The following is a 26568-nucleotide window of genomic DNA, read 5'->3' on the forward strand; positions in this document are numbered from 1 at the left end:
CGTCCTCTTCCCATACCGTATCCAGGAGATTGATCATGACCTCGCTGACCATCAAAGACCTCTCGCATAACGAAGAACTTTCCGTCGAAGCGCTCGCCTCGGTGCGCGGCGGCAGCAACTACAACGTCGGCAACGTGAACGCCGCATTCGGTGGTGGCTTCGCCAGCCCGGGCGTGGTGGTTGCACCCGTCACCCAGACCGACACGAAGGTCGTCATCCCGACGATCCAGAACTTCGGCGGCCTGCAGGCTGTGCTGCTGTAAATCGCAAACACATCGTCCTCTTCCCATACCGTATCCAGGAGATTGATCATGACCTCGCTGACCATCAAAGACCTCTCGCATAACGAAGAACTTTCCGTCGAAGCACTCGCTTCGGTGCGCGGCGGCAGCAACTACAACGCCTACAACACGAATGCCGCATTCGGTGGTGGCTTCGCCAGCCCGGCCATCGTGGTGGCGCCCGTCACACAGACCGACACGAAGGTCGTCATCCCGACGATCCAGAACTTCGGCGGCCTGCAGGGCGTGCTGCTGTAAATCGCAAACACATCACCTTCTTACCATACCCCATCCAGGAGATTGACCATGAGCTCGCTGACCATCAAAGACCTTTCGCATAACGAAGAACTTTCCGTCGAAGCACTCGCCTCCGTGCGCGGCGGCAGCAACTACAACGTCGGTAACGTGAACGCCGCATTCGGTGGCGGCTTCGCCAGCCCGGCTATCGTGGTGGCGCCCGTCACACAGACCGACACGAAGGTCGTCATCCCGACGATCCAGAACTTCGGCGGCCTGCAGGCTGTGCTGTAAATCGCAAACACATCACCTCTTCCCATACCGTATCCAGGAGATTGATCATGACCTCGCTGACCATCAAAGACCTCTCGCATAACGAAGAACTTTCCGTCGAAGCACTCGCCTCCGTGCGCGGCGGCAGCAACTACAACGTCGGTAACGTGAACGCCGCATTCGGTGGCGGCTTCGCCAGCCCGGGCGTGGTGGTCGCACCCGTCACCCAGACCGACACGAAGGTCGTCATTCCGACGATCCAGAACTTCGGCGGCCTGCAGGCTGTGCTGCTGTAAATCGCAAACACGTCGTCCTCTTCCCATACCGTATCCAGGAGATTGATCATGACCTCGCTGACCATCAAAGACCTCTCGCATAACGAAGAACTTTCCGTCGAAGCACTCGCTTCGGTGCGCGGCGGCAGCAACTACAACGCCTACAACACGAATGCCGCGTTCGGTGGCGGCTTCGCCAGCCCGTCCATCGTGGTGGCGCCCGTCACGCAGACCGACACGCAGGTCATCATCCCGACGATCCAGAACTTCGGCGGCCTGCAGCTGGTCAAGTAAAGCCACACACGGGAGAGCCGCACCGCGTCTGCCTGGTCGCAGACAGTGCATGCTCTCCCGTCCCGCTACACGCCACACCAGGAGCTTCACCATGGCCTCGCTGACGATCACGGATCTTTCGCATCATCAGGCACTGTCCAACGACGCGCTGTCTGCAGTGCGCGGCGGCAGTAACTACAATTTTGGCAACGTGAACGCAGCGTTCGGCGGTGGTTTCGCCAGCCCGGCTATCGTGGTGGCGCCGGTCATCCAGACCGACATGAAGATCGATATTCCGACGCTGCAGAATTTCGGCGGACTGCAGTTTCTCAAGGGACTGCTGTAAGTCCCGGGCATGAAACGGCCGTTCCCATATAAAAACGTTTGTCGGGTTCGCCAGACCCCTTCGAACAGTTCAAGACAGCACCACAGCACGGGGTAAGCGTTAAGAGAAGATGTGCTCTAGAAGTTCCTTCTGAGAGGAATGCCGTCAGGTCTTGTCCCTTGCCGGCTTCAGGCCCGCCAGTCCGTTCCCCGCTGGCGGGCCTCCTTGTTTGTGGGGCGTTGGTCGCCCATGTGTGGGATCAACATGCCCATCCGCCCCGGTCTACAGGTGAATCCGCTCGACCTCGTCGAGGCTGATGTCAGCATGGCGCCGGTCATACCGCTGCGTGGTGCGCCTCGACCTGTCCTCGAACTCAGAGGGTGCAACCAAGGGAGAGCGGCCGCTTTGGCGATCGGGTAGAAGTCTTATGCAGCAACGGATCAAGCGACGTTAGTTGGCGCTCAGTCCAAATGAGAAGCTGACGGATCGCGCCGGATGAGGAGTCCGGGAGATTTTTTGACAAGATTCGCTAACGTATTGATTTTTCAACAACAGTCTCGCGCCGGTCAGCACTGGGATTGTCACAGTTTTCGATGGATTTATTCTGCGTTCAGCATGTTGCGGGCACAATTTAGACACACCAACACGACGTACCCTTGTAGCGAATGCGAACATTACGACAGTCTCGTGAACGGGACGAATCATGCCGCTGCTCCTTGAGACCGCAACGTAAGAGTGCAAGCAGACTGGGACCGCGACTGTGTGTTCTGGGTCCGAGACAGTATCGGACGACGAGCAGCCTTCATATGTCGCGTTATCGTGCCGTGTTTGAACCGAATGGCGACGAATTTCCGGGTCCTTTCGGGACTCCCCTAAAGCCCTGTCTAGCGGCGATACGATGGAAGAAGCGCGTGCAATGGAGGCAGACGCGTTGCGCACGGCTATGGGTTGTTATTTCGACGATTGGCGCACAGTGCCCCTTCGAAACAAAAAAATGCGAAGGAATGGTCGTCCAGCCCCCGTTACCGTCTCTACGAAAGTCGCGCTTCTGAATGAGATGATCCAGCAGAAGGTAACACCATCTTCGCACTTCGACTCGGCACGACCCCGCAGGCCGTAAATCGAATCGTTGACCTCAGGCACGTGACGAAAGTCGACACGCTAGCTGGAGCCGCAGCGGCGCTCGGATGGAAACCAACGTGCAACCGACGCACTGCTCCCTATCGCCGAACGCCGGCTGTGACCGATATGCTCGCATTGAGCATCGGGCAGGTTTCGGAGTGAACCAGCCGTTCGAGTGACGGTTCCGTGCGATAAGCGAGCGGCATCAATAGCCCGACTGTACTCGCTCAAGAACTGACTGTAGGCCGCTCGTTGAAACCTTCGCGCTGTGCCAACTTCCGCTTTGCGATAATTTGCGCGAAAGTGGGAGTTCCATCAATGAAATACCATGCCTTCCATGCCTACATCGGCATCACCCCAGAGTCGGGGGCGCTCTTGCAAGGGCCGCAGAAACGCCAAGACCCCGCTTTTGAGGGCGGGGTCTTGGTCTTGGGTAAGGAGCCTGACGATTACCTACTTTCACACGGGCAATCCGCACTATCATCGGCGTGGAGTCGTTTCACGGTCCTGTTCGGGATGGGAAGGGGTGGTACCGACTCGCTATGGTCATCAGGCATGACGGGTTGCTGCGTCGCATTTGAGGTGCGCCACAGCCAATCTGGAAGAAGCGTAAAGAGGGGGGTTGTGTTGTTTCTGGCACAACACCGATCTCAACCTGTGTGTCCTGCTCACCCCGTTGGGGTAAGACACACCTGTTATAGGATCAAGCCTTACGGGCAATTAGTATCAGTTAGCTTAACGCATTACTGCGCTTCCACACCTGACCTATCAACGTCCTGGTCTTGAACGACCCTTCAAGGGGCTCGAAGCCCCGGGGATATCTCATCTCAAGGCGAGTTTCCCGCTTAGATGCTTTCAGCGGTTATCTCTTCCGAACATAGCTACCCGGCGATGCCACTGGCGTGACAACCGGTACACCAGAGGTTCGTCCACTCCGGTCCTCTCGTACTAGGAGCAGCCCCCTTCAAATATCCAGCGCCCACGGCAGATAGGGACCAAACTGTCTCACGACGTTTTAAACCCAGCTCACGTACCTCTTTAAATGGCGAACAGCCATACCCTTGGGACCGGCTACAGCCCCAGGATGAGATGAGCCGACATCGAGGTGCCAAACACCGCCGTCGATATGAACTCTTGGGCGGTATCAGCCTGTTATCCCCAGAGTACCTTTTATCCGTTGAGCGATGGCCCTTCCATACAGAACCACCGGATCACTATGACCTGCTTTCGCACCTGCTCGACTTGTCGGTCTCGCAGTTAAGCACGCTTATGCCATTGCACTATCAGCACGATTTCCGACCGTACCTAGCGTACCTTCGTACTCCTCCGTTACACTTTGGGAGGAGACCGCCCCAGTCAAACTGCCCACCATGCACTGTCCCCGACCCGGATCACGGGCCAAGGTTAGAACCTCAAACAAACCAGGGTGGTATTTCAAGGACGGCTCCACTGAGACTAGCGTCCCAGCTTCATAGCCTCCCACCTATCCTACACAGATCGGTTCAAAGTCCAATGCAAAGCTACAGTAAAGGTTCATGGGGTCTTTCCGTCTAGCCGCGGGGAGATTGCATCATCACAAACACTTCAACTTCGCTGAGTCTCGGGAGGAGACAGTGTGGCCATCGTTACGCCATTCGTGCAGGTCGGAACTTACCCGACAAGGAATTTCGCTACCTTAGGACCGTTATAGTTACGGCCGCCGTTTACCGGGACTTCAATCAAGAGCTTGCACCCCATCATTTAATCTTCCGGCACCGGGCAGGCGTCACACCCTATACGTCCACTTTCGTGTTTGCAGAGTGCTGTGTTTTTATTAAACAGTCGCAGCCACCAGTTTATTGCAACCCCTTCACCCTTTGCCCGCAGGGGCATCAAGCTACAGGGGCGTACCTTATCCCGAAGTTACGGTACCAATTTGCCGAGTTCCTTCTCCCGAGTTCTCTCAAGCGCCTTAGAATACTCATCTCGCCCACCTGTGTCGGTTTGCGGTACGGTCAATGTGAAACTGAAGCTTAGAGGCTTTTCCTGGAACCCCTTCCGATTGCTTCGCTCCCGAAGGAGCTCGCGCCACGCCCTTGAATTCCGTGCCCGGATTTGCCAGAGCACCTTCTCCAACGCAGCGACCGGGACTTCCAACACCCGGACAACCTTCCGCGATCCGTCCCCCCATCGCATTTCACACTGGTGCAGGAATATTGACCTGCTTCCCATCAGCTACGCATTTCTGCCTCGCCTTAGGGGCCGACTCACCCTACGCCGATGAACGTTGCGTAGGAAACCTTGGGCTTACGGCGAGGGGGCCTTTCACCCCCTTTATCGCTACTCATGTCAGCATTCGCACTTCCGATACCTCCAGCACACTTTCCAGTGCACCTTCGCAGGCTTACGGAACGCTCTCCTACCATGCACATAAATGTGCATCCGCAGCTTCGGTATATGACTTAGCCCCGTTACATCTTCCGCGCAGGACGACTCGATCAGTGAGCTATTACGCTTTCTTTAAAGGATGGCTGCTTCTAAGCCAACCTCCTGACTGTTTTAGCCTTCCCACTTCGTTTCCCACTTAGTCATATTTGGGGACCTTAGCTGGCGGTCTGGGTTGTTTCCCTCTTGACACCGGACGTTAGCACCCGATGTCTGTCTCCCGTGATTGCACTCTTCGGTATTCGGAGTTTGCTATGGCGAAGTAATCCGCAATGGACCCTTCAACCATGACAGTGCTCTACCCCCGAAGGTGATACACGAGGCACTACCTAAATAGTTTTCGGAGAGAACCAGCTATTTCCAGGTTTGTTTAGCCTTTCACCCCTATCCACAGCTCATCCCCTAACTTTTCAACGTTAGTGGGTTCGGACCTCCAGTACGTGTTACCGCACCTTCATCCTGGCCATGGATAGATCACCTGGTTTCGGGTCTACACCCAGCGACTGAATCGCCCTGTTCGGACTCGCTTTCGCTACGCCTGCCCTAATCGGTTAAGCTCGCCACTGAATGTAAGTCGCTGACCCATTATACAAAAGGTACGCCGTCACCCCTTGCGAGGCTCCGACTGTTTGTATGCATGCGGTTTCAGGATCTATTTCACTCCCCTCCCGGGGTTCTTTTCGCCTTTCCCTCACGGTACTGGTTCACTATCGGTCGATCACGAGTATTTAGCCTTGGAGGATGGTCCCCCCATCTTCAGACAGGATTTCACGTGTCCCGCCCTACTTGTCGTACACCTAGTTCTTCCTCGCTGTTTTCGCCTACGGGGCTATCACCCACTATGGCCGCACTTTCCAGAGCGTTTGGCTAACAGCAAAGATAAAGAGTACAGGCTGGTCCCATTTCGCTCGCCACTACTTTGGGAATCTCGGTTGATTTCTTTTCCTGCGGTTACTTAGATGTTTCAGTTCACCGCGTTCGCTTCACGTAGCCTATGTATTCAGCTACGGATACTCCATTCGGAGTGGGTTTCCCCATTCGGACATCTTCGGATCATTGCTCGTTTGCCAGCTCCCCGAAGCTTTTCGCAGGCTACCGCGTCCTTCATCGCCTGTGATCGCCAAGGCATCCACCACATGCACTTGTTCGCTTGACCCTATAACGGGTGTGTCTCTCCGTGTTGCCACGTCAGACCCACTCGCTACAGGTTGAGTTTTAGCGTTGTGCCGTATTCCAAGGCTGTCTTTCGACAACCCTTAAAAATACATTGATACAATCACAACCCTGATTCACCTACTCACGCGCCCATCTCTAAGCACGCTTTCGCGAATCTCTTTACTACTTCTTCCTGATTGTTAAAGAACGACAGCCGATATCGCGATTGCTATAACCGCATATCTTCACTGACTGGCTCAATTGCCAATGCGAAGTCTTCTGCGTTCTGCAGAACACTGTGCATTGGGAATTGGTGGAGGATGACGGGATCGAACCGACGACCCCCTGCTTGCAAAGCAGGTGCTCTCCCAGCTGAGCTAATCCCCCAGTCATACAGTACACAGGGGAATCATCGGTCAGCCACCGCAGACAAGACGCTGGTGGGTCTGGATGGATTCGAACCATCGACCCCCGCCTTATCAAGACGGTGCTCTAACCGACTGAGCTACAGACCCCTGAGCCTGTCTTCAATTAACAGCCGACAAGTGTGAGCGCTCAACTTTGAGACGCGAAGCTCTGGAAAGGAGGTGATCCAGCCGCACCTTCCGATACGGCTACCTTGTTACGACTTCACCCCAGTCATGAATCCTACCGTGGTGACCGTCCTCCTTGCGGTTAGACTAGCCACTTCTGGTAAAACCCACTCCCATGGTGTGACGGGCGGTGTGTACAAGACCCGGGAACGTATTCACCGCGGCATGCTGATCCGCGATTACTAGCGATTCCAGCTTCACGCAGTCGAGTTGCAGACTGCGATCCGGACTACGATCGGTTTTCTGGGATTGGCTCCACCTCGCGGCTTGGCAACCCTCTGTTCCGACCATTGTATGACGTGTGAAGCCCTACCCATAAGGGCCATGAGGACTTGACGTCATCCCCACCTTCCTCCGGTTTGTCACCGGCAGTCTCCCTAGAGTGCTCTTGCGTAGCAACTAGGGACAAGGGTTGCGCTCGTTGCGGGACTTAACCCAACATCTCACGACACGAGCTGACGACAGCCATGCAGCACCTGTGTTACGGCTCCCTTTCGGGCACCCTCACCTCTCGGCAAGGTTCCGTACATGTCAAGGGTAGGTAAGGTTTTTCGCGTTGCATCGAATTAATCCACATCATCCACCGCTTGTGCGGGTCCCCGTCAATTCCTTTGAGTTTTAATCTTGCGACCGTACTCCCCAGGCGGTCAACTTCACGCGTTAGCTTCGTTACCAAGTCAATGAAGACCCGACAACTAGTTGACATCGTTTAGGGCGTGGACTACCAGGGTATCTAATCCTGTTTGCTCCCCACGCTTTCGTGCATGAGCGTCAGTATTGGCCCAGGGGGCTGCCTTCGCCATCGGTATTCCTCCACATCTCTACGCATTTCACTGCTACACGTGGAATTCTACCCCCCTCTGCCATACTCTAGCCCGCCAGTCACCAATGCAGTTCCCAGGTTAAGCCCGGGGATTTCACATCGGTCTTAGCGAACCGCCTGCGCACGCTTTACGCCCAGTAATTCCGATTAACGCTCGCACCCTACGTATTACCGCGGCTGCTGGCACGTAGTTAGCCGGTGCTTATTCTTCCGGTACCGTCATCCCACCTCTGTATTAGAGAAGCGGTTTTCTTTCCGGACAAAAGTGCTTTACAACCCGAAGGCCTTCTTCACACACGCGGCATTGCTGGATCAGGGTTGCCCCCATTGTCCAAAATTCCCCACTGCTGCCTCCCGTAGGAGTCTGGGCCGTGTCTCAGTCCCAGTGTGGCTGGTCGTCCTCTCAGACCAGCTACAGATCGTCGCCTTGGTAGGCCTTTACCCCACCAACTAGCTAATCTGCCATCGGCCGCCCCTTGAGCGCGAGGCCTTTCGGTCCCCCGCTTTCATCCAGAGATCGTATGCGGTATTAATCCGGCTTTCGCCGGGCTATCCCCCACTCCAGGACACGTTCCGATGTATTACTCACCCGTTCGCCACTCGCCACCAGGGTTGCCCCCGTGCTGCCGTTCGACTTGCATGTGTAAGGCATGCCGCCAGCGTTCAATCTGAGCCAGGATCAAACTCTTCAGTTCAAACCTGTTACTGTTTTTCGGTTGTTTTACCAACCGGTCGCTCACTCAAAATCACTGACGAATGATTCGGTCGAATTTCTCAATCCGTTGAACCTTCCTCAATTACTTCTGTGTGAGACTCGATTACTTTCGCTTGTTCAGTGACCCGAAGATCACCGCGCGCCGCCATCGAGCACCCACACTTATCGGCTGTTGATTGTTAAAGAACATCCGCGAGAAGCGCCTTGCTTTTTCGCGTCCTCAGCAACGAGGGAGGCGAATTTTGAGCCACCCGACACGCAACGTCAAGAGGAATCGGAAAAATATTTTTCCATCGTGACTTCTCATTCACGCGACGAACCTCTGACGAAAATAAACGAATCGGGGTCGAATGATTCACGAGACAAACGAACGCAAAAAATTCCCCGTATCTCCATCCGACTATCCGTCGCATTGGTAGTCGCAAATTGCGCCGGTCAGTTCGATACGCGTTTAAATCTATAGATCGAGTAATGCTTTGCTGTTCCCGTCGGGATGGCCCCAAACAGCATGTTCATGTGAACTTGCACGTGGTCTTCAACCATCAGGTCGCCATGTTCGTCGAGGTAACGGCTAGCCAATGAATCTGAACTGTTCGGGCCGAACTCTGCGCGCCCCGTTCCACTGGCTCCACCCCATCCAATCCTTCCGTTTCGACCCGTGCACTCTGCAGCGACGCTACTTCGAGCACTCGACGCAAGGAAATCACCTCGTCGCCAAAACTTTCGCGAAATAGCGCTCGGCGGCACGGCAGCCAGTCACAACACAGGATCGCCCAGTTCCGGATATTCGTCAGCAAGGATTTCAAAGACGTTGGCGGCCCCCGCGCCTAGATTATGCTTTAGGTGTCGCTGGAGGTACTCGTCTGATCGGAGCCAGGAATAGGCGTGCCTGACATCGTCAACCGTGGGCTCATTTTTCATGATCTTCACCACGACATCGTCTTCGAAAGGCCCGATGATCTTCCGGATATCGTCGGCCGTCGCCGCGACGGGGACTTCTGACGGGGATGTTGCATTCATCATTTCCTCTACGGGTGAAGTTTGGGTGAAACGAAGTTAGCTGAAGTCAATTCGGAACAAAGCCGGTCACGACAGAACGCAGCAGGCACCTCCAGAACTTCTTTCCTCACTTCTGCAACGCGTTTGCAGCATGAAGACGCGAACAGCGGAACGCGTTGATGCAGTCCACTCACATGCTATTACCGATGAATGTACGGCCGTCCGGACTGCCAGGGTTGACCTGAATCAAGTAGCTGGATGGCGATCGAAAGACCGCAGTGGAACAAACGAAGGTAGGGCAAACGTGGGCGACGGAGTTAGCGGGCCCGTTGACGGCCGACGATGCGGCTCAATAGTGTGTTTGACATGCGTCAATGCAACGGGCGTGGGCTGAGCTTTTCTCTGGATACAGGATTCTTACGAGGACGGGATCCGCAACCACGGCACGGCTAGCGTGGCCAATGGCATGCATATGCAGAATCCGGGGACGCGAAGAATGTCGCCGAGATTGTCCGCCGGGGGCGGCATGGAAATCTGCCTCATCGCAAAACCCAACTGGATCCGTTTCGACGAAGTTATGACGTGGTGCAATCGACCTCCCGTTGACTTCGGTCAATGACGGCTAGACGTGTGCTCGTAATCTGGTTCAAACAACTCACCAATCAATCAAGAGATTCGCGTCTGGCATTCCATGCAGGCGTAGGAGACACGTCATGAGACGCCACTTTTCGATTCCCTGGATTTTGACAATACTGGTGTCGTACGTAACGCTCCCTGTTCAAGGCGAGGAATTGGCGAAAATCGCAACTCACTCGCATCGTTACGGCGGGCAGATCAGAGTATCCGCGTATGACGATCCGCTCCTGAAAGGCGTTACCTGTTACGTTTCGAGATCGCACGACGAGAACGGTCTGGGCGGTAGCGCTCCGCCAACGCCTACGCCTGACGTTGAAGTCTCCTGCCATCAAGTGCGCACGCTGGACACGCCGAACAAGGTTCCTCGCCAAGCCCAGGTCTTCGACGCAACGGTGGACCCGATTTTCCGCTTCCTGCACATATTCCGGATTCTGGACCCGAACCGCCTGACCGTACTGTATGTCAGCTACACGGAAAACGAATTGGCAGGGGACTTGCCAGGTCACGTCGACGTGATCCGGCTGCCCGTACGTGCAAGGCGGCCCGCAGAATAACGACGCAGTAGTTTCGCCGCCCCGGTGATCAGAACGACACTCGGGCTGGTATATATCCGCCGCATTCGAACGGTATCGAACCGATGGGCATCGGCACCATGTCGAGTTCAAGGGCGCAGAAGAGCCTTGAACCATCTTCGGGTACGCAAGCGTCCTCGATCCGATTCAATGGTTTCAGGTCTCGCCACCAACTGCGGAGGCACAGTTTCCGCATCTAGCTTTCGAGCAAAATTCCGTAGATTCTCCGGTGCCATTCCGGCTAGGCAAACGCACTCACTATCCGCCCCACCGGATACGGCAACGCCGGCGACCCGTGCACTCCAAGGGGATGCGTGGCGCTGCCGCCTGCGAAGGTCGCGAATAGTGTAGCTTTCGACGACGCGGAGGACAGCTCACTTGATCAGAGTTTCGCGAGAGTCGTTTCACATCTGATAACCACGCATCCACCTCACCTCAAAAACGCTCGCAAGTTACGGTTTAGTGACTCGCGCCCTCCACCGCTCCTATGCCGGTCTCCGAGCGTATCGACTGCGCCTCGAATCCGGCCTGATCAATGCGCCCGCGAGCGGACTTGTCCGTCACCGAGAAGAGCCAGATGCCGCCGAAGCCCATCGCCATCGAAAAGAGTGCTGGCGACGCGTAAGGAAAAGGCGCGTTCGCAAAATGGAACACGTCCACCCATACTGCTTTCGAGAGGACCGTCAACAACACGGCCGAAATCAGCCCGAGAAAGCCGCCTATCGTCGCGCCTCGCGTCGTACAGCCGCGCCAAAGGACGGACATGAACAGCACAGGGAAGTTGGCCGACGCCGCAACGGCGAAAGCCAGTGAAACCATGAAAGCGATGTTCTGCTTCTCGAAGACGATCCCAAGCACGACAGCGACAATACCCAGCACGACCGTCGTGACACGCGAAACAAACAGCTCGTTCACACTCGATGCCTTACCGTGCTTGAAGACGGTCGCATACAGATCGTGCGACACAGCGGATGCGCCGGCGAGGGTGAGACCCGCGACGACGGCAAGGATCGTCGCAAACGCAACAGCCGAAATAAAACCAAGAAACACGTTGCCGCCCACAGCACTCGCGAGATGCACAGCAGCCATGTTTGTCCCGCCCAGCAGTTTGCCCGCAGCGTCCTTGAAGACGGGATTCGTGCTCACCAGCACGATCGCGCCGAAGCCAATGATGAAGGTCAGAATATAGAAGTAGCCGATCCATGTCGTCGCCCAAAACACGGACTTGCGCGCTTCTTTCGCATTCGGCACGGTAAAGAAGCGCATCAGGATATGCGGCAGCCCCGCCGTGCCGAACATCAGCGCGATTCCGAACGAAATCGCCGATATCGGATCCTTGATGAAATTGCCGGGGCCCATGATGGACGCCTTCTTCTCGTGCACCTCGACGGCCTTCGCGAACAGCGCTTCGGGGCTGAAATGAAACTGCCACAGCACCATGAACGCCATGAACGAAGCACCCGCAAGCAGCAAGCATGCCTTGATGATTTGCACCCAGGTAGTTGCCGTCATGCCACCGAAGAGAACGTAAACCATCATGAGCGCGCCCACGATCACCACGGCGATCCAGTACTCGAGACCAAATAGCAATTTGATCAACTGGCCTGCACCCACCATCTGCGCGATCAGATAAAACGCCACGACAACGAGCGTGCCCGAAGCGGCAAACGCGCGGACCGGGGCCTGCTTGAAGCGATATGCCGCCACGTCGGCGAACGTGAACCTGCCGAGATTGCGCAGCCTTTCGGCCATCAGGAAAGTGATGATCGGCCAGCCCACCAGAAAGCCGATCGAATAGATCAGACCGTCATAGCCGTTTGCGTAGACAGCCGCCGAGATGCCCAGGAACGAAGCAGCCGACATGAAGTCGCCGGCGATCGCAAGTCCGTTTTGAAAGCCGGTGATGCCACCACCCGCTGTGTAAAACTCAGCAGCGGAGCGCGTCCTTTTTGCCGCCCATTTGGTGATGAAGAGTGTCGCGACCACGAATACGACGAACATCGTGATTGCGGTCCAGTTGGTCGCCTGTTTGACCGTCTGCCCCATGTCTGCGCCAGCGGCGAAACAACGCGATGAGATGACAGAAAGCGCCGCGAGTGCGAGAAGACGTCGTGCGTTCATGCGGCCTCCCGCTTGATCTGCTCGGTAAGTTGGTCGTATGTGCTGTTGGCGCGACGCACGTAGAACCCCGTGACGACCACCGTGAACACGATGACGAACAGTCCGATCGGCATTCCCCACGTCATCACGCCCGCGCCCATCTTTGCAGCAAGAAACTGTTTATCGAAGGCGATCAACAGAACATAGCCGTAATAGACGACCAGCACGAGGGCGGTCAGCGTCCACCCAAGTCTTGAGCGTTTTTGCACCAGTTCACGGTATGCCGTGCTCGATTTGATCTTCTCTGCGAGTTTCAGATCCATCTTTGTCTCCTGCATGGGCAGCTTTCGCCGACTGACAAGCGCCCTCTTCCGGCCGTGGTCGTGACGAGGGGCATCTATACGCACCTCGTGTCCTGATAGGGATGTGGTGCAATGCATTCGCGCATGGGGTTCGATGCGTCGTTCTTCAAATGCGCTCAGGAGTACATTAAGAGACCCCGCTTACCCGGTTCTTACGGCAAACGATTTCTTGCGCCCGGGTTTACACGAAGAATCGCGCTTCTCTGCGGGCATCGACGCTGTCTGACTACGCTGCGCCGGGTGTCTCGCGCCGATGTGACGTTGATAGCGAGATGGCAATACAGCGCCACGATTGACGTAAGTCAACCGGATCCTGATATGTCGACCTCAAGCTTTGACCGTACCGGTCACGAGCTTGAAAAACGGTGAACGTGATCTTTTCCGATTGAAACGGTCGATGCTCATTCAGGGACAACGTGCCCAGATGCAAACAGCCAGCAAACACAGCACCCGAGGAGCCCTATCGTTGTTGGCACGCTTGCGATGTACGTCGCACAGTGTGGCTCACCAGGCGCATGCAGGCACGGGTGCGCTCGTCGAACTCGCGCGTCTTCCCCCAGAGGAAGCTTTGGATCGACTGCACAGCCTGAAGACCGGTCTCGAAGACGAGGAAGCCAACCGTCGCTTTCGCCTCTCAGGTCCCAATCGCGTGCTTCATGAAGCACACCACACACTCATCGGCGAACTCACGGCAAGGACCATCAATCCGCTGAACCTGCTGCTTCTCGCGCTCGCGATCGCGTCTTACGCGCTCGGCGATCCGCGTGCTGCGATCATGATTGGCGTTATGGTTGTTCTCAGCACGTCACTCAGTTTCATCCAGGAACATCGGTCGAATAAGGCCGCAGACGCGCTCCGCAAGATGGTGCGCACGACTGCAACGGTGATGCGGCAAACGAAAGAACACGGATCGATTCAAACCGAAATACCCATCGAGCAGATTGTTCCCGGTGACGTCGTTTTGCTGTCAGCGGGGGACATGGTACCCGCTGATCTGCGACTGATCTCCGCACGCGACCTGTTCGTGAACCAGTCGGCGTTGACAGGAGAGTCGATGCCGTTTGAAAAGTCTGCACAGCCTTGCCCGACACCTGTGGATTCCGAGTTTGAGTTGTCGAATGTCTGTTTCATGGGCACTGCGATCATCAGTGGCGTGGGTTGCGGAGTCGTCATATCGACCGGCAAGACAACAATATTCGGCCATATCGCCGACGTAGTGGCGGAGCAGCGCGTGCAAACCAGTTTCGACAAAGGTGTCACGCGGTTCACGTGGCTGATGATTCGCTTCATTCTCGTCATGGCTCCCCTCGTTCTCGTCATCAATGGTGTGACGAAAGGAAACTGGTTTGACGCGCTGCTTTTCGCCGTCGCAGTCGCCGTGGGACTCACGCCCGAAATGCTACCGATGATCGTGACAGTCAATCTCGCCAAAGGCGCAATGGACATGTCTCGCAAGAAGGTAATCGTGAAGCGCCTGAACGCGATCCAGAATTTCGGCGCGCTGGATGTGTTATGCACCGACAAGACGGGAACGCTCACTCAGGACAAGATCATCCTCAAACGGCATCTCGACATTCATGGCAATGAATCGGATCGTGTGCTCGAATATGCCTATCTGAATAGCGCACATCAATCGGGTCTAAAAAATCTGCTCGATGTGGCCGTGTTGAAGCACGTCGAACTTCATGAGCAGCTAAAGGCACACGAGAACTACATCAAGATCGACGAGATGCCCTTCGATTTCGAGCGCAGGCGAATGTCCGTCGTCCTCGCGCGGGACGATGGCGCTCATATCGTGATCGCGAAGGGCGCGGTCGAAGAGATGTTCTCTGTTTGCACACGCTTCGCAATAGATGGCGACACGGGCGTGCTCGATGAAAGCCACTACGCCGCTACGAAGAACATTACCGACGCGCTCAACGCCGATGGCTTTCGCGTCGTGGCAGTCGCATATAAGGAAATGCCGCCCGATCAGACCACTTATTCCGTCGCCGATGAGTCCGGGTTGACGCTGCTTGGCTTCATTGCGTTTCTCGATCCACCGAAGGAGACCGCCGCGGCGGCGCTCGCGGCATTGAAGGCCAGCGGCGTGCAGGTCAAGATACTCACCGGGGACAACGACCGTGTAACTCGCAAGATCTGTCATGAGGTCGGCATCACTGTCGACAGGATCGTGCTCGGCAGAGAGATCGAGTCGCTCTCCCCCGCTGAACTGGCGGAACTGGCAGAACAGGTGTCTGTTTTTGCAAAGGTCTCGCCTTCGCAGAAGGCAGCGATCGTCGACGCACTCCACAGCAAGGGGCACGTTGTGGGCTTCCTCGGTGATGGCATCAACGACGGTCCCGCGCTCAAGGCGTCCGATGTGGGCGTGTCGGTCGACAGCGCCGTCGACATCGCAAAGGAGTCGGCAGACATCATCCTGCTCGAGAAGAGCCTTGCAGTACTCGGTGAAGGGGTTCTGGAAGGACGGAAGGTATTCGGCAATATCACCAAATACATCAAGATGGGTGCGAGTTCGAACTTCGGCAATATGTTCAGCGTAATCGGCGCCAGCATCATGTTGCCATTCCTTCCGATGGCACCCATTCAGGTACTCACGAACAATCTGCTCTACGACTTCTCGCAGACGGCCATACCAACCGACAACGTCGACCCGGAGTATCTGAGCGCGCCGCGACGTTGGGATCTCGGCAATATCATGAAGTTCATGCTATTGATGGGTCCGGTGAGTTCGCTGTTCGACTACGCCACCTATTTCATGATGCTGCGCATCTTCGACGCGTGGGACAACCCGGCTCTGTTTCAGACTGGCTGGTTTGTCGAATCGGTGATTACGCAGACACTCATCATTCACATCATCCGCACTGCCAAGGTGCCGTTTATCGAAAGCAGCGCCAGTCCAGCGCTGCTCGGAACGACCCTGCTCGTTGCCGCGGCAGGCGTCGTACTGCCGTTCACATCGATTGGCCGCGTACTCGGGTTTACCCCCTTGCCGTGGGCGTATTGGCCGGCTCTGATGTTGATTCTTCTCGGTTATACGATGCTCACACATTTGATGAAAACGGTGTTCATCAGACGTTTCGGACTGAGTTGATCTGCGCAAAATCCCTTGCCCCGCCCTCCATACCAGCTGACTTCTCTAGCCAAAAGTTCGGCCGAATCGCGGTCGACGCCGAGCGTGAGCTGCGTCAGGCCGAATACTCCAAGCTTTCAGCGTAGCGTGCGCAAGTCGGGTGGAATAGATCGATATCAATCTCACCGCGTAGCGGTGAACTCATCTGACGAAAGCACGGGCGCGGTGTGGTGCACGAGAGCTTGACCAGGATCAATCGGGCACGTTTTGCCGAATGGAGAATCTATACATCAAGTGCAGCCTGAACGGAGAAGCACCATGGCGCAAACATCGAATGCTGGTTCGGCCCCCCAAAGCGCGTTTCAGCGCGTCATGCTGGCCGTGGATGATTCGGAGGCGACACTGCGCGCAGCCGAATATGCAAAAGCATTGTTCGCCGGCCGTGCACAAATCAGGCTGGTGACGGTTGCCCAGAACCCGCACACGCTGTTTCCTCTCGGCGCGACGACTCAAGGCTTTCTTGCCGCGGCGAGAGATGAGATCGTCGGCGATGCTCGCGCCGCCCTTGCGAAAATCGAAGCGATGTTCGCCGGGATAGAGTTGGAGTTTGGACTGGTCGATCTCTCCGTGCATAGCGGCGATACGGCCGATGCATTGCTCGCTACCGCATCGCAATGGAATGCGGACCTGCTCGTGATGGGCATGCGGCATCATCATGGACTGTTGCGCTGGATCGAAGGCACCGTATCGGAGCCGGTGGCGCGGCGCGCGACCTGCTCTTTGCTGCTCGTGCCAGAGGATTGCCGTGTTCCTACGGACCGGCCACCCGCGCGTATGGTCTTTGCACTGGATGGCAGCGCCTGCTCACTCGCCGGTTTGCAGACGGGTCTCCAGATAGCTACCCCAGATACCCTGCTGCGCACGGTCTACGTCGTGGACCGGGCAGTCCACCTGTTCGATGGCCGTGCCGCCGAGACGTTGGAAAGTGCGTATCTGGAGCAGGGTTGCACTGCCCTCGAGCGCGCGGCGCGCATCTGCGCCGATCAGGGCCGCACCGCGGAGACTGCCCTGATCAAGACGCTTACCACCCACGACGATGTTCCGCACGCGATCGTACGGGACACAGCGGAGTGGAATGGCGATCTGCTCGTTCTCGGCACGCATGGCAGACGCGGTATCGCGCGGTGGCTTCTCGGCAGCGTGGCCGCCCGCACCGCGCGGCTCGTGGATACGCCGGTTCTGCTTGCGCGTAGCGGCGAAGCAACGTCGGCTTAGCCGGAACATGACGGCTGGCGCCGTTTCTACGGCGCCTTCTTTCGCGCTGACGGCCGGTCTTTGCTCGCGCGCTCCTCTACGCCTTCCCTTCGCCAACGGGAAGGCCGCAGCCGCAATCTGCGCTTGTGAAGCAGCAAGCTCCAGTCCAGGCGGACGAAGAGCACAACCAGTCCGATCGTAGCGAGTTGTGAGGCTATGAAATAAAGGCTGAAAAACGTGCCCTCGAACTCAGACTCTGGATCAATAAAACCGTGCACCCACTGCGCGAGACTGGCCCATGCCGCATAACTCGCCACACGCCCGACGAAGAAAGGCACGCCTATTAGCCAGAGATTCGCGCGCATCAGCCCATACGCGATGAAGAGGTAATTCGACGGTAGTGGACTGAACGCGTACAGCAGAATGGCGCCCGCCGTCGCGGCCCTGTGCCGGCTTAGACGTGACTTCAGTATGTCGATATTCTCGCGGTCCGCCTCGCGCAGCCATCCGCTGCGCACCAACCGTCCCGCGCTGCGCGCGAGCACCAGACGCGCACAAGTCGCCGCGCAGGCCGCGACGAGCGCGATCAGGAAGGGATTGGCTTCGGGACGCTGGAACCCGATCCAGGACATCGCGAGCCAGGTCGGCGGCGCAAACGCGGGAATCACGTTCAACACGAACACCGCGGCGAACAGGAACAACAGATACTTCACGTCAGTCGCCTCACCCATATCCCTTCGGCTGCGATCAGTCCGGCCATGCCAGAACCGCGTGCAGACCAAAGACACGCGCTATCGCGGGCACCATCAGCAGCACGCAAAGCGCGACCAGCGCAAAACCCGCGACGGCCCACCCGTATGGATTCGCATACCGCAGATGACGCGGCACGGTGCCTCTCGCCAGCAGGCGCACATCATTCGTGCTGACTGCCTCCGGCAGCGACTGCCTGAAAAGTGCGCGCAGTGGCCGATCAGTCGGCGTTTTTCCAGATGATGTAGTACATCACGGCAAGCGCAACCACGCCGACCAGCGCAATGAATCCACATCCGAGCGCGAGCAACCTGACCATTGCCGTCTCCAGCACATCTATCGGTTACACCAAGCTAACACCCGCGACAGGCCCGCGATTGACGCAAGTCAAGCCGGCACTCGCATGCGCCAGCGTTTTCCATTGAGCCACTTGCGTGGCCCGTCGATGACCTGGATCAATGGCATCACAGCCACATCGGATGCAATTGAGCTTGTGAACATGTATCTGTCCGTGGAGGAGCGATGAAGCTGACCTTTCTCGGTGCGAGCGAAACCGTGACCGGCTCGAAGTATCTGCTGGAAGAATCCGGCGTGCGGATTCTCGTCGATTGCGGGCTTTTTCAGGGCGTCAAGAATCTGCGGATGCGCAACTGGGTGCCGCTGCCTGTCCCGGCGGACTCGATCGACGCCGTGATACTGACCCACGCACATATCGATCACAGCGGCTATCTGCCATTGCTCGTGCGCAACGGCTTTCGGGGTCACGTGTACTGCACGCCGGGGACAGCTGCGCTGTGCGAAATCATGCTGCGCGACAGCGCGAGGCTGCAGGAAGAAGAAGCGGATTTCGCGAACCGGCATGGGTTCTCGAAACATCGCCCGGCGCTGCCGCTGTATACGCTGGAAGACGCGGAACGTGCGCTGCATCTCTTCGTGCCGCGCCCTTTCGACACCCCCATCGAGTTGCGGCATGGCATCTCGTTCCGGTTTCTGCCCGTGGGCCACATCCTCGGCGCGGGAAGCGTTGTCGTGTGCCGCAATCACAAGGTGCTTGCGTTCTCAGGGGACGTGGGACGCCCAGAAGATCCGATCATGCGCGCACCCACACCGCTGGCGCACGCGGACTATCTCGTCGTCGAATCGACGTACGGCGACCGCCTGCACCCAGACACGGAGCCCGAAGACGAGCTTGCGCAGCTGTTCAGCAAGACCTTTGCGAACGGCGGTGTAGTCGTGATGCCATGCTTCGCGGTCGGACGCACTCAGGAAATCCTCTATTACATTTCGAAGCTGAAAGAGGAGGGTCGCATGGCAAATGTGCCCGTGTACCTCGACAGCCCGATGGCGACAAGCGTCACGGATGTCTACCGGAAGCACCTCGACGAACATCGACTGACCCTGTCCGATGCGAATGCAATGGACAAGGTGGCGATCATGACCCGAACCGTCGAACAGTCAAAGGCGATTGCATCTCACAACGGCCCGATGGTGATCATCGCGGGTAGCGGAATGGCGACGGGCGGCCGGGTGCTGCATCACCTGCGCCTCTATGCATCCGATCCGCGCAATACCATTGCGCTGGTCGGATTCCAGGCGGCGGGCACGCGTGGCGCAGCGCTCGCCGCACACGAAAGCTCGATCAAGCTGCATGGCGAATACGTTCGCGTGCGCGCCAATGTCGTATCGATCACTTCGCTGTCGGCGCATGCGGACTACCGTGAAATGCTGCAATGGCTATCGAGTCTGCGGGACCCGCCCACGCGCACCTTCGTAACACATGGCGAGCCGGCGGCCGCAGATGCGATGCGGCGACGCATCTCAGAGACACTCGGGTGGGCTTGCGAGGTGCCCATCTATCAGCAATCGGTTGAACTCGATGGGCTGTAGAAAGAGAGACAGTGGCAAGCTCGGGCCGCCGCCCTTGCCGCTATCGCTCGAATACATAGGTGCCCGACGCTGGGTTTCGTCAGCACCACAAATACCCCGTCCGCGCGACCCGCTCAAAACTGCGCATAGACCGCCCAGCCTTCACATCTTGATGGTTCGCGCCATCTTGAGCCCGATCCACGTCATCCCTTCGCGCAGGCCGTCGAGCACGGCATCGCGTTCGGTGTTGAATTTTTTTCCCTGGCGAAAGGCATGTTCAAAGTCACCTTCCGGCGACGAATGCCTGACCTGGATTTTTGAGCGGTATCCGCCGTCTTCAGCGGGCTCCGTCTGCACGTTAACAGACCATGCACCTTCCTGCACGTTTCCCGACAAAGTCATCCCATGCTCCATTTTCTATGTGCAGCCGCCCTCCGCGCGGAAGTCGCGGCTGCGACAGGCGTCAGGTCATTCGACAACGATATCGTCGACCACGGCGCGCACACCGGGCGCACTCCACGCGGCCCCTCTGGCTACGGAGCGTTCCGCATAAGAACCGACCTTGCCCGTCAATGTCACCGTTCCATCCTTGACGTCGATGCTGATGTGTCGGACTTCCCGCTCCGCGTGCCGCTGCATGGCCTGTGCGATTTTTGTGGCGATGTCCTCCGACGCGACGTTGCCGCGGACCTCGATCCGGTTGGCGACACCACGCACGCCACGCATGTGACTGATTGCGCGCGCGACCACGTGACTCTGGTACGCCCAGTCCACCACGCCCGTCAACGTCACCCAACCTTTCTCGACCTGAACCTTGACCGAATCGTCGGGCAGGCCGACGGTCCAGTGCACAATATCGTGAACCGCACTGCCAATGTCTTCATCGGTGCGCTCGTCCTTTTGGGGCAGCCGCACCTGCATCTCCACGACGACGGCCCGCACGCCGGCCACGCGATGCGCCGCCTTTTCCGCCGCGAGTTTTTCCGCGTAGCTCGGCGGATGTCCGGAGAGCGTGACGACGCGATCCGTCACCTCAACTCCGATGTCCGTCGCAGTAACGGCTGGATCCCATTCGAGTTCCTCCTCGACGTCTTTCTTCAACTGCCGGTCTGATTTCATCGCGCAACTCCTGAAAATGAATCGTGGCGTGGGCCACAAGAACAAAGCTTCGACCCGCAATCGGGTGAGCGGACTGATTCAGATCAATCGCGCGCATCTTCGCCGCATTCTGCAGACGGGCAACAGCGTAATCGTCGATGCGACCTTTCTCGGGCATGCTCACCGCAGCGCGTTTTTCGCCATGGCGAGCCGGTTTGGTGTACCCGCTCGCATGCTTGACTTTCGCGCCGCGCCGTCTGTCCTCGCAGCACGCATTGAAGCGCGCAGCCACGGCCCCCGCGATGCTTCCGATGCCGACCTTTCGACTTTCCGGCTGCAGCTTGCATCAGCCGACCTGCTGACCTACGAAGAAAGGCTGCTTACGTTCCCGTTCGACACAGCCGTGCCGCTCGCGACATTTTGTGCAGGCTGCTCAGGTGCAAAAGCGGAAATAGCCGCTATGGAGCACCACGGGTTTGCCGCCGACCTCATTCAGCAGGCGTTGCGCGGCAAGCTCGATTTCCACGCGGTGCGCAACGAACGCATCCACCAGGTCCTCCTCTCGCGGGGACCGCGCGCCGAAATGATCTTCAAGCGCTTCTGCTGTGATGGAGCACCGCACCGGACGATCGTCGACGAGCGAGGTGAAGCCCAGCGCGAGATCAGGTGCGCAGTACTCCGGCGAGCATGAGGGAAATGAAATGTTCATGACTATCATCCCATCGGACGGGTAGCGTGAGATCGAGCAGCGTCGCGAATCGTCCGGACGAATGCACCCAAAGACACGAATACGCCCGTCAACGCGAGCACGAGCCGGTATGGCTGGCGCAACATGCCAGCCGCGCGTGTCAGGCCTCCGTTCCGGCCTCGTGCTCAGACTCGGCGCCACGTACGAGCAACACGGGACAGTCGGCAAAGCGAACGAAGCGCTCGGCCACGCTGCCGAGTACGACCCGGCGCACGCCCCGGCGGCCATGCGTGCCGAGCACGGCCAACTCTGTGTCCGTACGTCCGGCGTAGCGTCGAAGCGTCTCGGCCACGTCCTCGGACAGCCGTTCGGTTTCGATCAATTCCGCCTCGCATGCAACGCCGGCCTCCTTGCACGCTGCCTCCGCGTTCTTGAGGGCCTCGTGGCCATCCTTGCGCAAGGCATCGACGAGCGCAATCGGGTCGTAGTATCCGCCATAGCTGAACAGCGGCGTCTTGTCGACGACATAGACGGCGTGAACGGTTCCACGCGTCAGGCTCGCCATCTTCACGGCCTCTTCCAGCACGCGCGCAGACGACTTGCTGCCGTCCAGCGCAACCATAATCCGCTTGTACATGGTGAACTCCTCCTCAAGGAAGACAGGAACGACAATTCAAAGAAACACGGGCGGCGGCGAAATGGTGCCCTCCGATGCGGCCTGCTGCTGGCTATCGCTCTCCGGGTCGATGCGCGTAAAGCGCTCAATCGACGGCGGACAGACGAGCACGGGACACTCGGCATTGTGCAGCGTGTGCGCCACGACATGCCCCGGCAGTGGATGCTTGAGCATTGGTCGACTGCTGGATGACATCACCACGAGGTCGGCCTGCCACTGTCTCGTCTCGCGCAGGATGACGCTGGCTACGTCGTCATACTCGCGGTCTGTTTCGACCATCGCGGTTTCTGTCGGGATCGACATGCTCTTCATCACCGATTCGGCGTCGGCCAGCGCGCGCTCCCCGTCATGACGGAAGAAACTGTGCGGCAGCAGATCCCTCAGTCCGGAACGGCCGTCCGTCACGTAGATCACGTTGAACGTAGCGCCCCTGGGCACAATGCGCGACGCGAAACGCAGCGCCATGATGGAAGCTGCGGACCCGTCGATAGCCACGAGTACACGCGCCACGGCTGCGTCCTGGCCGCCGAGCCATGCAGTTGGTACATGCAGTACAGGGCAATGGGTTGCTGCGACGAGTTCCTCGGGATCGAGCCTGCACGCCCAGCGATGACTGCGTGGATGCGAGGCGACGGCGATCAGGTCTGCGTGCCACGTCTGCGCGGCATCGCTCAACGCATCGGTCGCATGCCGATGCAGCTCGACGAGGTCGATAAGGTCCGTTTCCGGCCTCGTGACAAATGCTGCCGCGTCATGCGCGGCGTGAGCGAGACGTATCTGTGCCGCATGCAGCATCGCGCGATGGGCTTCGCTCCAGTCCGGGTACGACAGGAGGAGTGTTGGAACGAGCGCGGCGGGATTGCAGATCACATCGACAAGACGCACCAGGGCGCTGGGACGGGCAAATCGCAACGCAAACCGCGTCAAAGGAATGAGGCCCGCGCCTCCTTCGGAGGCAACCAGCACCCGTTCGAATGCCGCCGATGCCGTATCGCTTGCTATTTTGCTGTTCATCGCCGTGCCTCGTACCGTTGCTGGCGTGTGTGCCAGGCATGCTCCTATGTTCGATCCTCGCAAGGTTGCCGGGTTGACCTGAATCAACGGTCTTCGAGGTGTACGCCCCCGGGGTGCGCCGCCCGGAAGCGGGCGCGCGGAACGAGAGCCTTGATGTGTCTCAAAGGACAGGTTGAAGCGGGGTCTAAAGTCGATGGTGAGGTTGTTGGCATCGTTGTTGCCATGGCGCTGTACGCATGGCAATACGCGTCGGGGACCGACGATTCAGGGGAATCAAGGAGACAGGCATGGACATCGCTCGCGCCGATATGCAGAGCACGACATCGCCATCATGGTGGGGAAATGTGCCGGCATCCCACTTGCCGTCTGGAGCGGCGTGGGAGGCGCTCGTTCCTGCACAGACCGAAGCGCTCACGAACGGGATGGCGCTCTGGAATGAGATGTGTATGCGCGCAGCGTCCGCCAAAAGCCCGCTTGACTATGCCGCGGCGGGTACCTTGATGTGGCCCGCCTACACGTCTCAGGCAATGCTGTATTGCAAACGCCTGTACGACATGGTCACAGGTGCATGCTTCAATGCAAACGGCAGCACGACGATCCCGCATCCATCAGCTTCGGTTGTGACGACCGGCGCGCAGACGAAGGCGGCCCCGGTGTCGAATCCGCCTAGGGACAACAACGCGGCGAATGATGCGCGACCGCGCGCAAAACGGACCGGCAGGCAGGCGAACTCCGTTTCACAGTTTCGCGGCGAGTGAGCCGCCCGTCCGAAATGACGATCGTTGTGGCGCCGCGCGATCAGTGTTGATCACGCGGCGCCGGACGGTGCGCCTCAGCGACCGCATCGGATGACGGGATCATGCTTTCGCCCAACGCCCGAAGCTCCGCGCGTAGCTGGCCTATCTCATCGTTCAGATGTTTGATGTCGCGGTGCATTTCGTGGCGCAGCGCTTTTTCCTCCTTGCCGATGAACGCAGCCGCAATGCTCGCAAAGACCAGTGACAGCATGCCGTAACCCAGCAACACAACGAACACGGCAAACACGCGCGAAGCGGGCGTGGTCGGCGCGATGTCTCCATAACCGACCGTCGCGCTGCTTTCAAACGCGAGCCACAGACCGTCGGCATAGCTGTGCACCCTCGGTTCGAGCCAGAGGAATCCCGCGCCGGCCATCGCCAGCACACCAGCACCTGCGATCAACAGCCCGATGAGCCGGTTGGGCGCGAAAAAGCCCTTTAGCGACAGGACGATGCGGATCGCGACGAGGCTCACGAAGAGCAATCGCAACACCCATTCGACGGTTTGCCAAGGCGGCGCGCCCCATCCCGCGCTGAATGCCGCGCCGATCATGATCGTCACATCGAGGCGATTGTGCGCAAGCCAGGTCTTCGGCTTTTTGCTCGCATGGAGCATCCACAGCAAGCAGAGCGCGAAGACCACGAACATACTCAGATACACGCTCCGCGCGATCGTTAGCGTACCTTGAGAAGTCGCTGTGAGTTCGCCATAAAAGGTGGGGATGGCGAGCAGGCTCCATCCGCACAGGAACCAGCGAATGACACGCCAGGCGCGAACTGCACGCATACCATCATGCGAATCCGTGCCGCCGATCGTGAAAAATCCGAGACTGTTAACCATTGCGCAAGGAGAGATGGAGATTTCTCTTTCTGACTTCAGTCGCCGTCCGACGATTGACGTGGCAGGATCATTCCGACCGCTGCTTATCAGGCTATCCCATGACTCGGCGCAACGCTTGACTCAGATCACGATCTCTCGTGCGCTCAGCACGCGAAAAGCCGCGTGCCCATCGCGGGCGAAGCCTCCGAGTGGCACGCGCGTTCGCAAAACATCTGTTTCCGCCGGGCCGGGATCAATTACCCGGGCGCTGCAACCAAGCCCTGAAGCGCGCCTCCACCGAAATGATCGATTTCGCGCACGTCGAATACAGCGGTCCCGCATTGCCGTCGCTGTCGTACATGCCGCGGCACATCGCCTTGAGCCGGATGGCAGCGCCGCCATTGCCGTCTGCATCTTTCGATGCAGCCAGGTAGACAAAACCGAACGCATGGGGAAACGCAGTCTGGATGACGGCATCGTCTGCCTGCACGATCCGCGTGGCCGAATGCGCCTGGATGAATGCTCGCGTGCGTGCCCATGCATCGTCGCAAGCGGGCGCTGTGGTGCACGCGATACTCGTTTCCTGTCGGGCCCGAAAGAGCTCGACTTCTTCAGCACGGAACGCCGCTTCCCTGGACGCCGTTGCACACGCGGCGAGCAATGCCAGACCGACGAGGGCGAGGCACAACGCGATGTTCATCCGTGCCATGACGCCCCCTGCGTGCTCGACTGCAATGGCGCCCGTGCTGCTGTCGTAGCGAGTTCGACGATCTCGGAAGTAATCTCATCCTGACGCACGATGCGCGACTCCCGCACGAGCGTCTCGAGTCTCGCCGCCACATGGTCGCTTGCAACCATCCAGAAGCCGGCCAGGCACGCACGTGCCGACGGGAACCGTCATGGGACGGCCCGTAGAATGCACAGACATGCCGCGCGCAATACCCGCCATCGCATGCAACGCAAGTGCCCGCACGACGGTATCGCTGACGTGCGCCTGTACTTCGACCAGAACCTGCCGTCCGGCTTCAATCGATACCAACATGGCCGTGTCGACGGCGGGCAGCATTTGCCCCGTGAAATCGGCATCGATGACGGCACCGCGTACCATGATCACCCAGCCGCTCGCGACAGCCTGCCCGGACTGTCCGTCAGTTTGACTATACTGGATCGACACGTTATCGGCTCCGCCCCGAATTCATGAACCCCTTCAAGATATCGGCCTGCCGCGTGTCAAAACTGATCCTGATCAAAGAGTGTCGGAATCCCTCGGACGCCGTCAGTGACCCGTCCTATTCGAGGTCGGATTGACGGGGATCAATGGACGGTGCGCCAGCCGATCTACGCTCGACAGGACTGGTCTCACACGA

Annotated in this window: 24 protein-coding genes, 2 tRNA genes, 3 rRNA genes and 1 pseudogene; 12 read left to right on the forward strand and 18 right to left on the reverse strand. The window is 58.1% G+C overall.

The window, feature by feature from the left end:
* Window positions 1-35 precede the first annotated feature (35 nt).
* From C2L64_RS30920 to C2L64_RS30945, 6 genes are all read left to right on the forward strand, one after another.
* Complete coding sequence (locus C2L64_RS30920) at window positions 36-263, forward strand: hypothetical protein (protein ID WP_079482058.1); 228 nt, start codon at window positions 36-38, stop codon at window positions 261-263.
* A gap of 48 nt (window positions 264-311) precedes the next feature.
* Window positions 312-539, forward strand: coding sequence for a hypothetical protein (locus C2L64_RS30925; protein WP_079482059.1), 228 nt, complete (start codon window positions 312-314; stop codon window positions 537-539).
* Window positions 540-587: 48 nt separating this feature from the next.
* Entirely contained in the window at window positions 588-812 is a 225-nt protein-coding gene (locus C2L64_RS30930; protein ID WP_079482057.1) for a hypothetical protein, read from the forward strand.
* Window positions 813-859: 47 nt separating this feature from the next.
* A complete protein-coding gene (locus tag C2L64_RS30935; RefSeq protein WP_079482058.1) occupies window positions 860-1087 on the forward strand; it encodes a hypothetical protein in 228 nt (75 codons plus the stop codon).
* Between the two features lie 48 nt (window positions 1088-1135).
* Complete coding sequence (locus C2L64_RS30940) at window positions 1136-1360, forward strand: hypothetical protein (RefSeq protein WP_007576421.1); 225 nt, start codon at window positions 1136-1138, stop codon at window positions 1358-1360.
* Between the two features lie 91 nt (window positions 1361-1451).
* The gene (locus C2L64_RS30945; RefSeq protein ID WP_007576420.1) at window positions 1452-1685 is read left to right on the forward strand and encodes a hypothetical protein; all 234 of its coding nucleotides are present in this window, start codon (window positions 1452-1454) and stop codon (window positions 1683-1685) included.
* Between the two features lie 1541 nt (window positions 1686-3226).
* Here the strand turns inward: C2L64_RS30945 and rrf are convergent.
* From rrf to C2L64_RS30985, 6 genes are all read right to left on the reverse strand, one after another.
* Window positions 3227-3340: ribosomal RNA gene (gene rrf / locus C2L64_RS30955) — 5S ribosomal RNA — on the reverse strand.
* A gap of 145 nt (window positions 3341-3485) precedes the next feature.
* Window positions 3486-6366 (reverse strand): 23S ribosomal RNA (locus tag C2L64_RS30960).
* 310 nt (window positions 6367-6676) lie between these two features.
* Window positions 6677-6752 (reverse strand) — tRNA-Ala (locus tag C2L64_RS30965).
* Window positions 6753-6803: 51 nt separating this feature from the next.
* A tRNA-Ile gene (locus C2L64_RS30970) sits at window positions 6804-6880 on the reverse strand.
* A 65-nt stretch (window positions 6881-6945) separates the two neighbouring features.
* Window positions 6946-8476 (reverse strand): 16S ribosomal RNA (locus C2L64_RS30975).
* Together the 16S, 23S and 5S rRNA genes with 2 tRNA genes alongside form the textbook arrangement of a ribosomal RNA operon.
* Before the next feature lie 776 nt (window positions 8477-9252).
* Entirely contained in the window at window positions 9253-9519 is a 267-nt protein-coding gene (locus C2L64_RS30985) for a hypothetical protein (RefSeq protein ID WP_242681991.1), read from the reverse strand.
* A 689-nt stretch (window positions 9520-10208) separates the two neighbouring features.
* Here C2L64_RS30985 and C2L64_RS30990 point away from each other — a divergent pair.
* Window positions 10209-10685, forward strand: coding sequence for a CreA family protein (locus C2L64_RS30990; RefSeq protein WP_007587052.1), 477 nt, complete (start codon window positions 10209-10211; stop codon window positions 10683-10685).
* Window positions 10686-11162: 477 nt separating this feature from the next.
* Here C2L64_RS30990 and C2L64_RS30995 read toward each other — a convergent pair whose 3' ends face one another.
* The gene (locus C2L64_RS30995) at window positions 11163-12824 is read right to left on the reverse strand and encodes a cation acetate symporter (RefSeq protein ID WP_007587053.1); all 1662 of its coding nucleotides are present in this window, start codon (window positions 12822-12824) and stop codon (window positions 11163-11165) included.
* Window positions 12821-13126: a DUF485 domain-containing protein gene (locus C2L64_RS31000; protein ID WP_007587054.1), complete on the reverse strand. Its 306-nt coding sequence runs from the start codon at window positions 13124-13126 to the stop codon at window positions 12821-12823. Before C2L64_RS31000 ends, C2L64_RS30995 begins: the two co-directional genes overlap by 4 nt.
* A gap of 463 nt (window positions 13127-13589) precedes the next feature.
* On the opposite strand from C2L64_RS31000, the gene mgtA reads away from it, so the two are divergent.
* Both mgtA and C2L64_RS31010 read left to right on the forward strand, forming a co-directional pair.
* Window positions 13590-16259 carry a magnesium-translocating P-type ATPase gene (mgtA, locus tag C2L64_RS31005; RefSeq protein WP_051058229.1) on the forward strand — a complete coding sequence of 890 codons (2670 nt, stop codon included), beginning with the start codon at window positions 13590-13592 and terminating at the stop codon, window positions 16257-16259.
* Between the two features lie 297 nt (window positions 16260-16556).
* Entirely contained in the window at window positions 16557-17513 is a 957-nt protein-coding gene (locus C2L64_RS31010; protein ID WP_007587056.1) for a universal stress protein, read from the forward strand.
* 26 nt (window positions 17514-17539) lie between these two features.
* Here the strand turns inward: C2L64_RS31010 and C2L64_RS31015 are convergent, their stop codons facing one another.
* Both C2L64_RS31015 and C2L64_RS53475 read right to left on the reverse strand, forming a co-directional pair.
* Window positions 17540-18223: a hypothetical protein gene (locus C2L64_RS31015; RefSeq protein ID WP_007587057.1), complete on the reverse strand. Its 684-nt coding sequence runs from the start codon at window positions 18221-18223 to the stop codon at window positions 17540-17542.
* A gap of 16 nt (window positions 18224-18239) precedes the next feature.
* Window positions 18240-18380, reverse strand: coding sequence for a hypothetical protein (locus C2L64_RS53475; RefSeq protein WP_158660545.1), 141 nt, complete (start codon window positions 18378-18380; stop codon window positions 18240-18242).
* A gap of 384 nt (window positions 18381-18764) precedes the next feature.
* On the opposite strand from C2L64_RS53475, the gene C2L64_RS31020 reads away from it, so the two are divergent.
* On the forward strand, window positions 18765-20129 hold the full coding sequence (locus C2L64_RS31020; protein WP_007587059.1) for an MBL fold metallo-hydrolase RNA specificity domain-containing protein: 1365 nt from the start codon (window positions 18765-18767) through the stop codon (window positions 20127-20129).
* Window positions 20130-20270: 141 nt separating this feature from the next.
* Here C2L64_RS31020 and C2L64_RS31025 read toward each other — a convergent pair whose 3' ends face one another.
* A complete protein-coding gene (locus tag C2L64_RS31025) occupies window positions 20271-20510 on the reverse strand; it encodes a hypothetical protein (protein WP_007587060.1) in 240 nt (79 codons plus the stop codon).
* 66 nt (window positions 20511-20576) lie between these two features.
* Window positions 20577-21227: a BON domain-containing protein gene (locus C2L64_RS31030; protein ID WP_007587061.1), complete on the reverse strand. Its 651-nt coding sequence runs from the start codon at window positions 21225-21227 to the stop codon at window positions 20577-20579.
* Window positions 21228-21243: 16 nt separating this feature from the next.
* Here C2L64_RS31030 and C2L64_RS55085 point away from each other — a divergent pair.
* Window positions 21244-21504 (forward strand): annotated as a pseudogene (locus C2L64_RS55085) (AAA family ATPase); the annotation flags it as partial.
* Window positions 21505-21639: 135 nt separating this feature from the next.
* On the opposite strand, the gene C2L64_RS31040 reads toward C2L64_RS55085, so the two are convergent.
* From C2L64_RS31040 to C2L64_RS31050, 3 genes are all read right to left on the reverse strand, one after another.
* A complete protein-coding gene (locus C2L64_RS31040; RefSeq protein ID WP_007734794.1) occupies window positions 21640-21915 on the reverse strand; it encodes a DUF1488 family protein in 276 nt (91 codons plus the stop codon).
* A gap of 139 nt (window positions 21916-22054) precedes the next feature.
* Window positions 22055-22531 (reverse strand): universal stress protein, encoded by a 477-nt coding sequence (locus tag C2L64_RS31045; protein WP_007587063.1) that lies wholly within the window; start codon window positions 22529-22531, stop codon window positions 22055-22057.
* 36 nt (window positions 22532-22567) lie between these two features.
* Window positions 22568-23584, reverse strand: a complete 1017-nt coding sequence (locus C2L64_RS31050; RefSeq protein WP_007587064.1) for a universal stress protein — start codon at window positions 23582-23584, stop codon at window positions 22568-22570.
* Between the two features lie 287 nt (window positions 23585-23871).
* Between C2L64_RS31050 and C2L64_RS31055 the strand changes: the two genes are divergently transcribed.
* Window positions 23872-24342 carry a hypothetical protein gene (locus C2L64_RS31055; RefSeq protein WP_007587065.1) on the forward strand — a complete coding sequence of 157 codons (471 nt, stop codon included), beginning with the start codon at window positions 23872-23874 and terminating at the stop codon, window positions 24340-24342.
* Window positions 24343-24382: 40 nt separating this feature from the next.
* On the opposite strand, the gene C2L64_RS31060 is transcribed toward C2L64_RS31055, so the two are convergent.
* The 3 genes from C2L64_RS31060 to C2L64_RS31070 all read right to left on the reverse strand — a co-directional run bounded on the left by C2L64_RS31060 (window position 24383) and on the right by C2L64_RS31070 (window position 26375).
* A complete protein-coding gene (locus C2L64_RS31060; RefSeq protein ID WP_007587067.1) occupies window positions 24383-25222 on the reverse strand; it encodes a potassium channel family protein in 840 nt (279 codons plus the stop codon).
* A 232-nt stretch (window positions 25223-25454) separates the two neighbouring features.
* Window positions 25455-25910 carry a hypothetical protein gene (locus C2L64_RS31065; protein ID WP_007587068.1) on the reverse strand — a complete coding sequence of 152 codons (456 nt, stop codon included), beginning with the start codon at window positions 25908-25910 and terminating at the stop codon, window positions 25455-25457.
* A gap of 75 nt (window positions 25911-25985) precedes the next feature.
* Window positions 25986-26375 (reverse strand): F0F1 ATP synthase subunit beta, encoded by a 390-nt coding sequence (locus tag C2L64_RS31070; protein ID WP_007587071.1) that lies wholly within the window; start codon window positions 26373-26375, stop codon window positions 25986-25988.
* Window positions 26376-26568 lie beyond the last annotated feature (193 nt).

Origin of the sequence: Paraburkholderia hospita (genome assembly GCF_002902965.1) — a bacterium.
Lineage (GTDB): Bacteria > Pseudomonadota > Gammaproteobacteria > Burkholderiales > Burkholderiaceae > Paraburkholderia > Paraburkholderia hospita.

What these genes read in the sequence shown, in the direction of transcription:
- C2L64_RS30920 (WP_079482058.1), top strand. Translation starts at nt 36, where the DNA reads ATGACCTCGCTGACCATCAAAGACCTCTCGCATAACGAAGAACTTTCC.
- C2L64_RS30925 (WP_079482059.1), top strand. Translation starts at nt 312, where the DNA reads ATGACCTCGCTGACCATCAAAGACCTCTCGCATAACGAAGAACTTTCC.
- C2L64_RS30930 (WP_079482057.1), top strand. Translation starts at nt 588, where the DNA reads ATGAGCTCGCTGACCATCAAAGACCTTTCGCATAACGAAGAACTTTCC.
- C2L64_RS30935 (WP_079482058.1), top strand. Translation starts at nt 860, where the DNA reads ATGACCTCGCTGACCATCAAAGACCTCTCGCATAACGAAGAACTTTCC.
- C2L64_RS30940 (WP_007576421.1), top strand. Translation starts at nt 1,136, where the DNA reads ATGACCTCGCTGACCATCAAAGACCTCTCGCATAACGAAGAACTTTCC.
- C2L64_RS30945 (WP_007576420.1), top strand. Translation starts at nt 1,452, where the DNA reads ATGGCCTCGCTGACGATCACGGATCTTTCGCATCATCAGGCACTGTCC.
- C2L64_RS30985 (WP_242681991.1), bottom strand. Translation starts at nt 9,519, where the DNA reads ATGATGAATGCAACATCCCCGTCAGAAGTCCCCGTCGCGGCGACGGCC.
- C2L64_RS30990 (WP_007587052.1), top strand. Translation starts at nt 10,209, where the DNA reads ATGAGACGCCACTTTTCGATTCCCTGGATTTTGACAATACTGGTGTCG.
- C2L64_RS30995 (WP_007587053.1), bottom strand. Translation starts at nt 12,824, where the DNA reads ATGAACGCACGACGTCTTCTCGCACTCGCGGCGCTTTCTGTCATCTCA.
- C2L64_RS31000 (WP_007587054.1), bottom strand. Translation starts at nt 13,126, where the DNA reads ATGGATCTGAAACTCGCAGAGAAGATCAAATCGAGCACGGCATACCGT.
- mgtA (WP_051058229.1), top strand. Translation starts at nt 13,590, where the DNA reads ATGCAAACAGCCAGCAAACACAGCACCCGAGGAGCCCTATCGTTGTTG.
- C2L64_RS31010 (WP_007587056.1), top strand. Translation starts at nt 16,557, where the DNA reads ATGGCGCAAACATCGAATGCTGGTTCGGCCCCCCAAAGCGCGTTTCAG.
- C2L64_RS31015 (WP_007587057.1), bottom strand. Translation starts at nt 18,223, where the DNA reads ATGGGTGAGGCGACTGACGTGAAGTATCTGTTGTTCCTGTTCGCCGCG.
- C2L64_RS31020 (WP_007587059.1), top strand. Translation starts at nt 18,765, where the DNA reads ATGAAGCTGACCTTTCTCGGTGCGAGCGAAACCGTGACCGGCTCGAAG.
- C2L64_RS31025 (WP_007587060.1), bottom strand. Translation starts at nt 20,510, where the DNA reads ATGACTTTGTCGGGAAACGTGCAGGAAGGTGCATGGTCTGTTAACGTG.
- C2L64_RS31030 (WP_007587061.1), bottom strand. Translation starts at nt 21,227, where the DNA reads ATGAAATCAGACCGGCAGTTGAAGAAAGACGTCGAGGAGGAACTCGAA.
- C2L64_RS31040 (WP_007734794.1), bottom strand. Translation starts at nt 21,915, where the DNA reads ATGAACATTTCATTTCCCTCATGCTCGCCGGAGTACTGCGCACCTGAT.
- C2L64_RS31045 (WP_007587063.1), bottom strand. Translation starts at nt 22,531, where the DNA reads ATGTACAAGCGGATTATGGTTGCGCTGGACGGCAGCAAGTCGTCTGCG.
- C2L64_RS31050 (WP_007587064.1), bottom strand. Translation starts at nt 23,584, where the DNA reads ATGAACAGCAAAATAGCAAGCGATACGGCATCGGCGGCATTCGAACGG.
- C2L64_RS31055 (WP_007587065.1), top strand. Translation starts at nt 23,872, where the DNA reads ATGGACATCGCTCGCGCCGATATGCAGAGCACGACATCGCCATCATGG.
- C2L64_RS31060 (WP_007587067.1), bottom strand. Translation starts at nt 25,222, where the DNA reads ATGGTTAACAGTCTCGGATTTTTCACGATCGGCGGCACGGATTCGCAT.
- C2L64_RS31065 (WP_007587068.1), bottom strand. Translation starts at nt 25,910, where the DNA reads ATGGCACGGATGAACATCGCGTTGTGCCTCGCCCTCGTCGGTCTGGCA.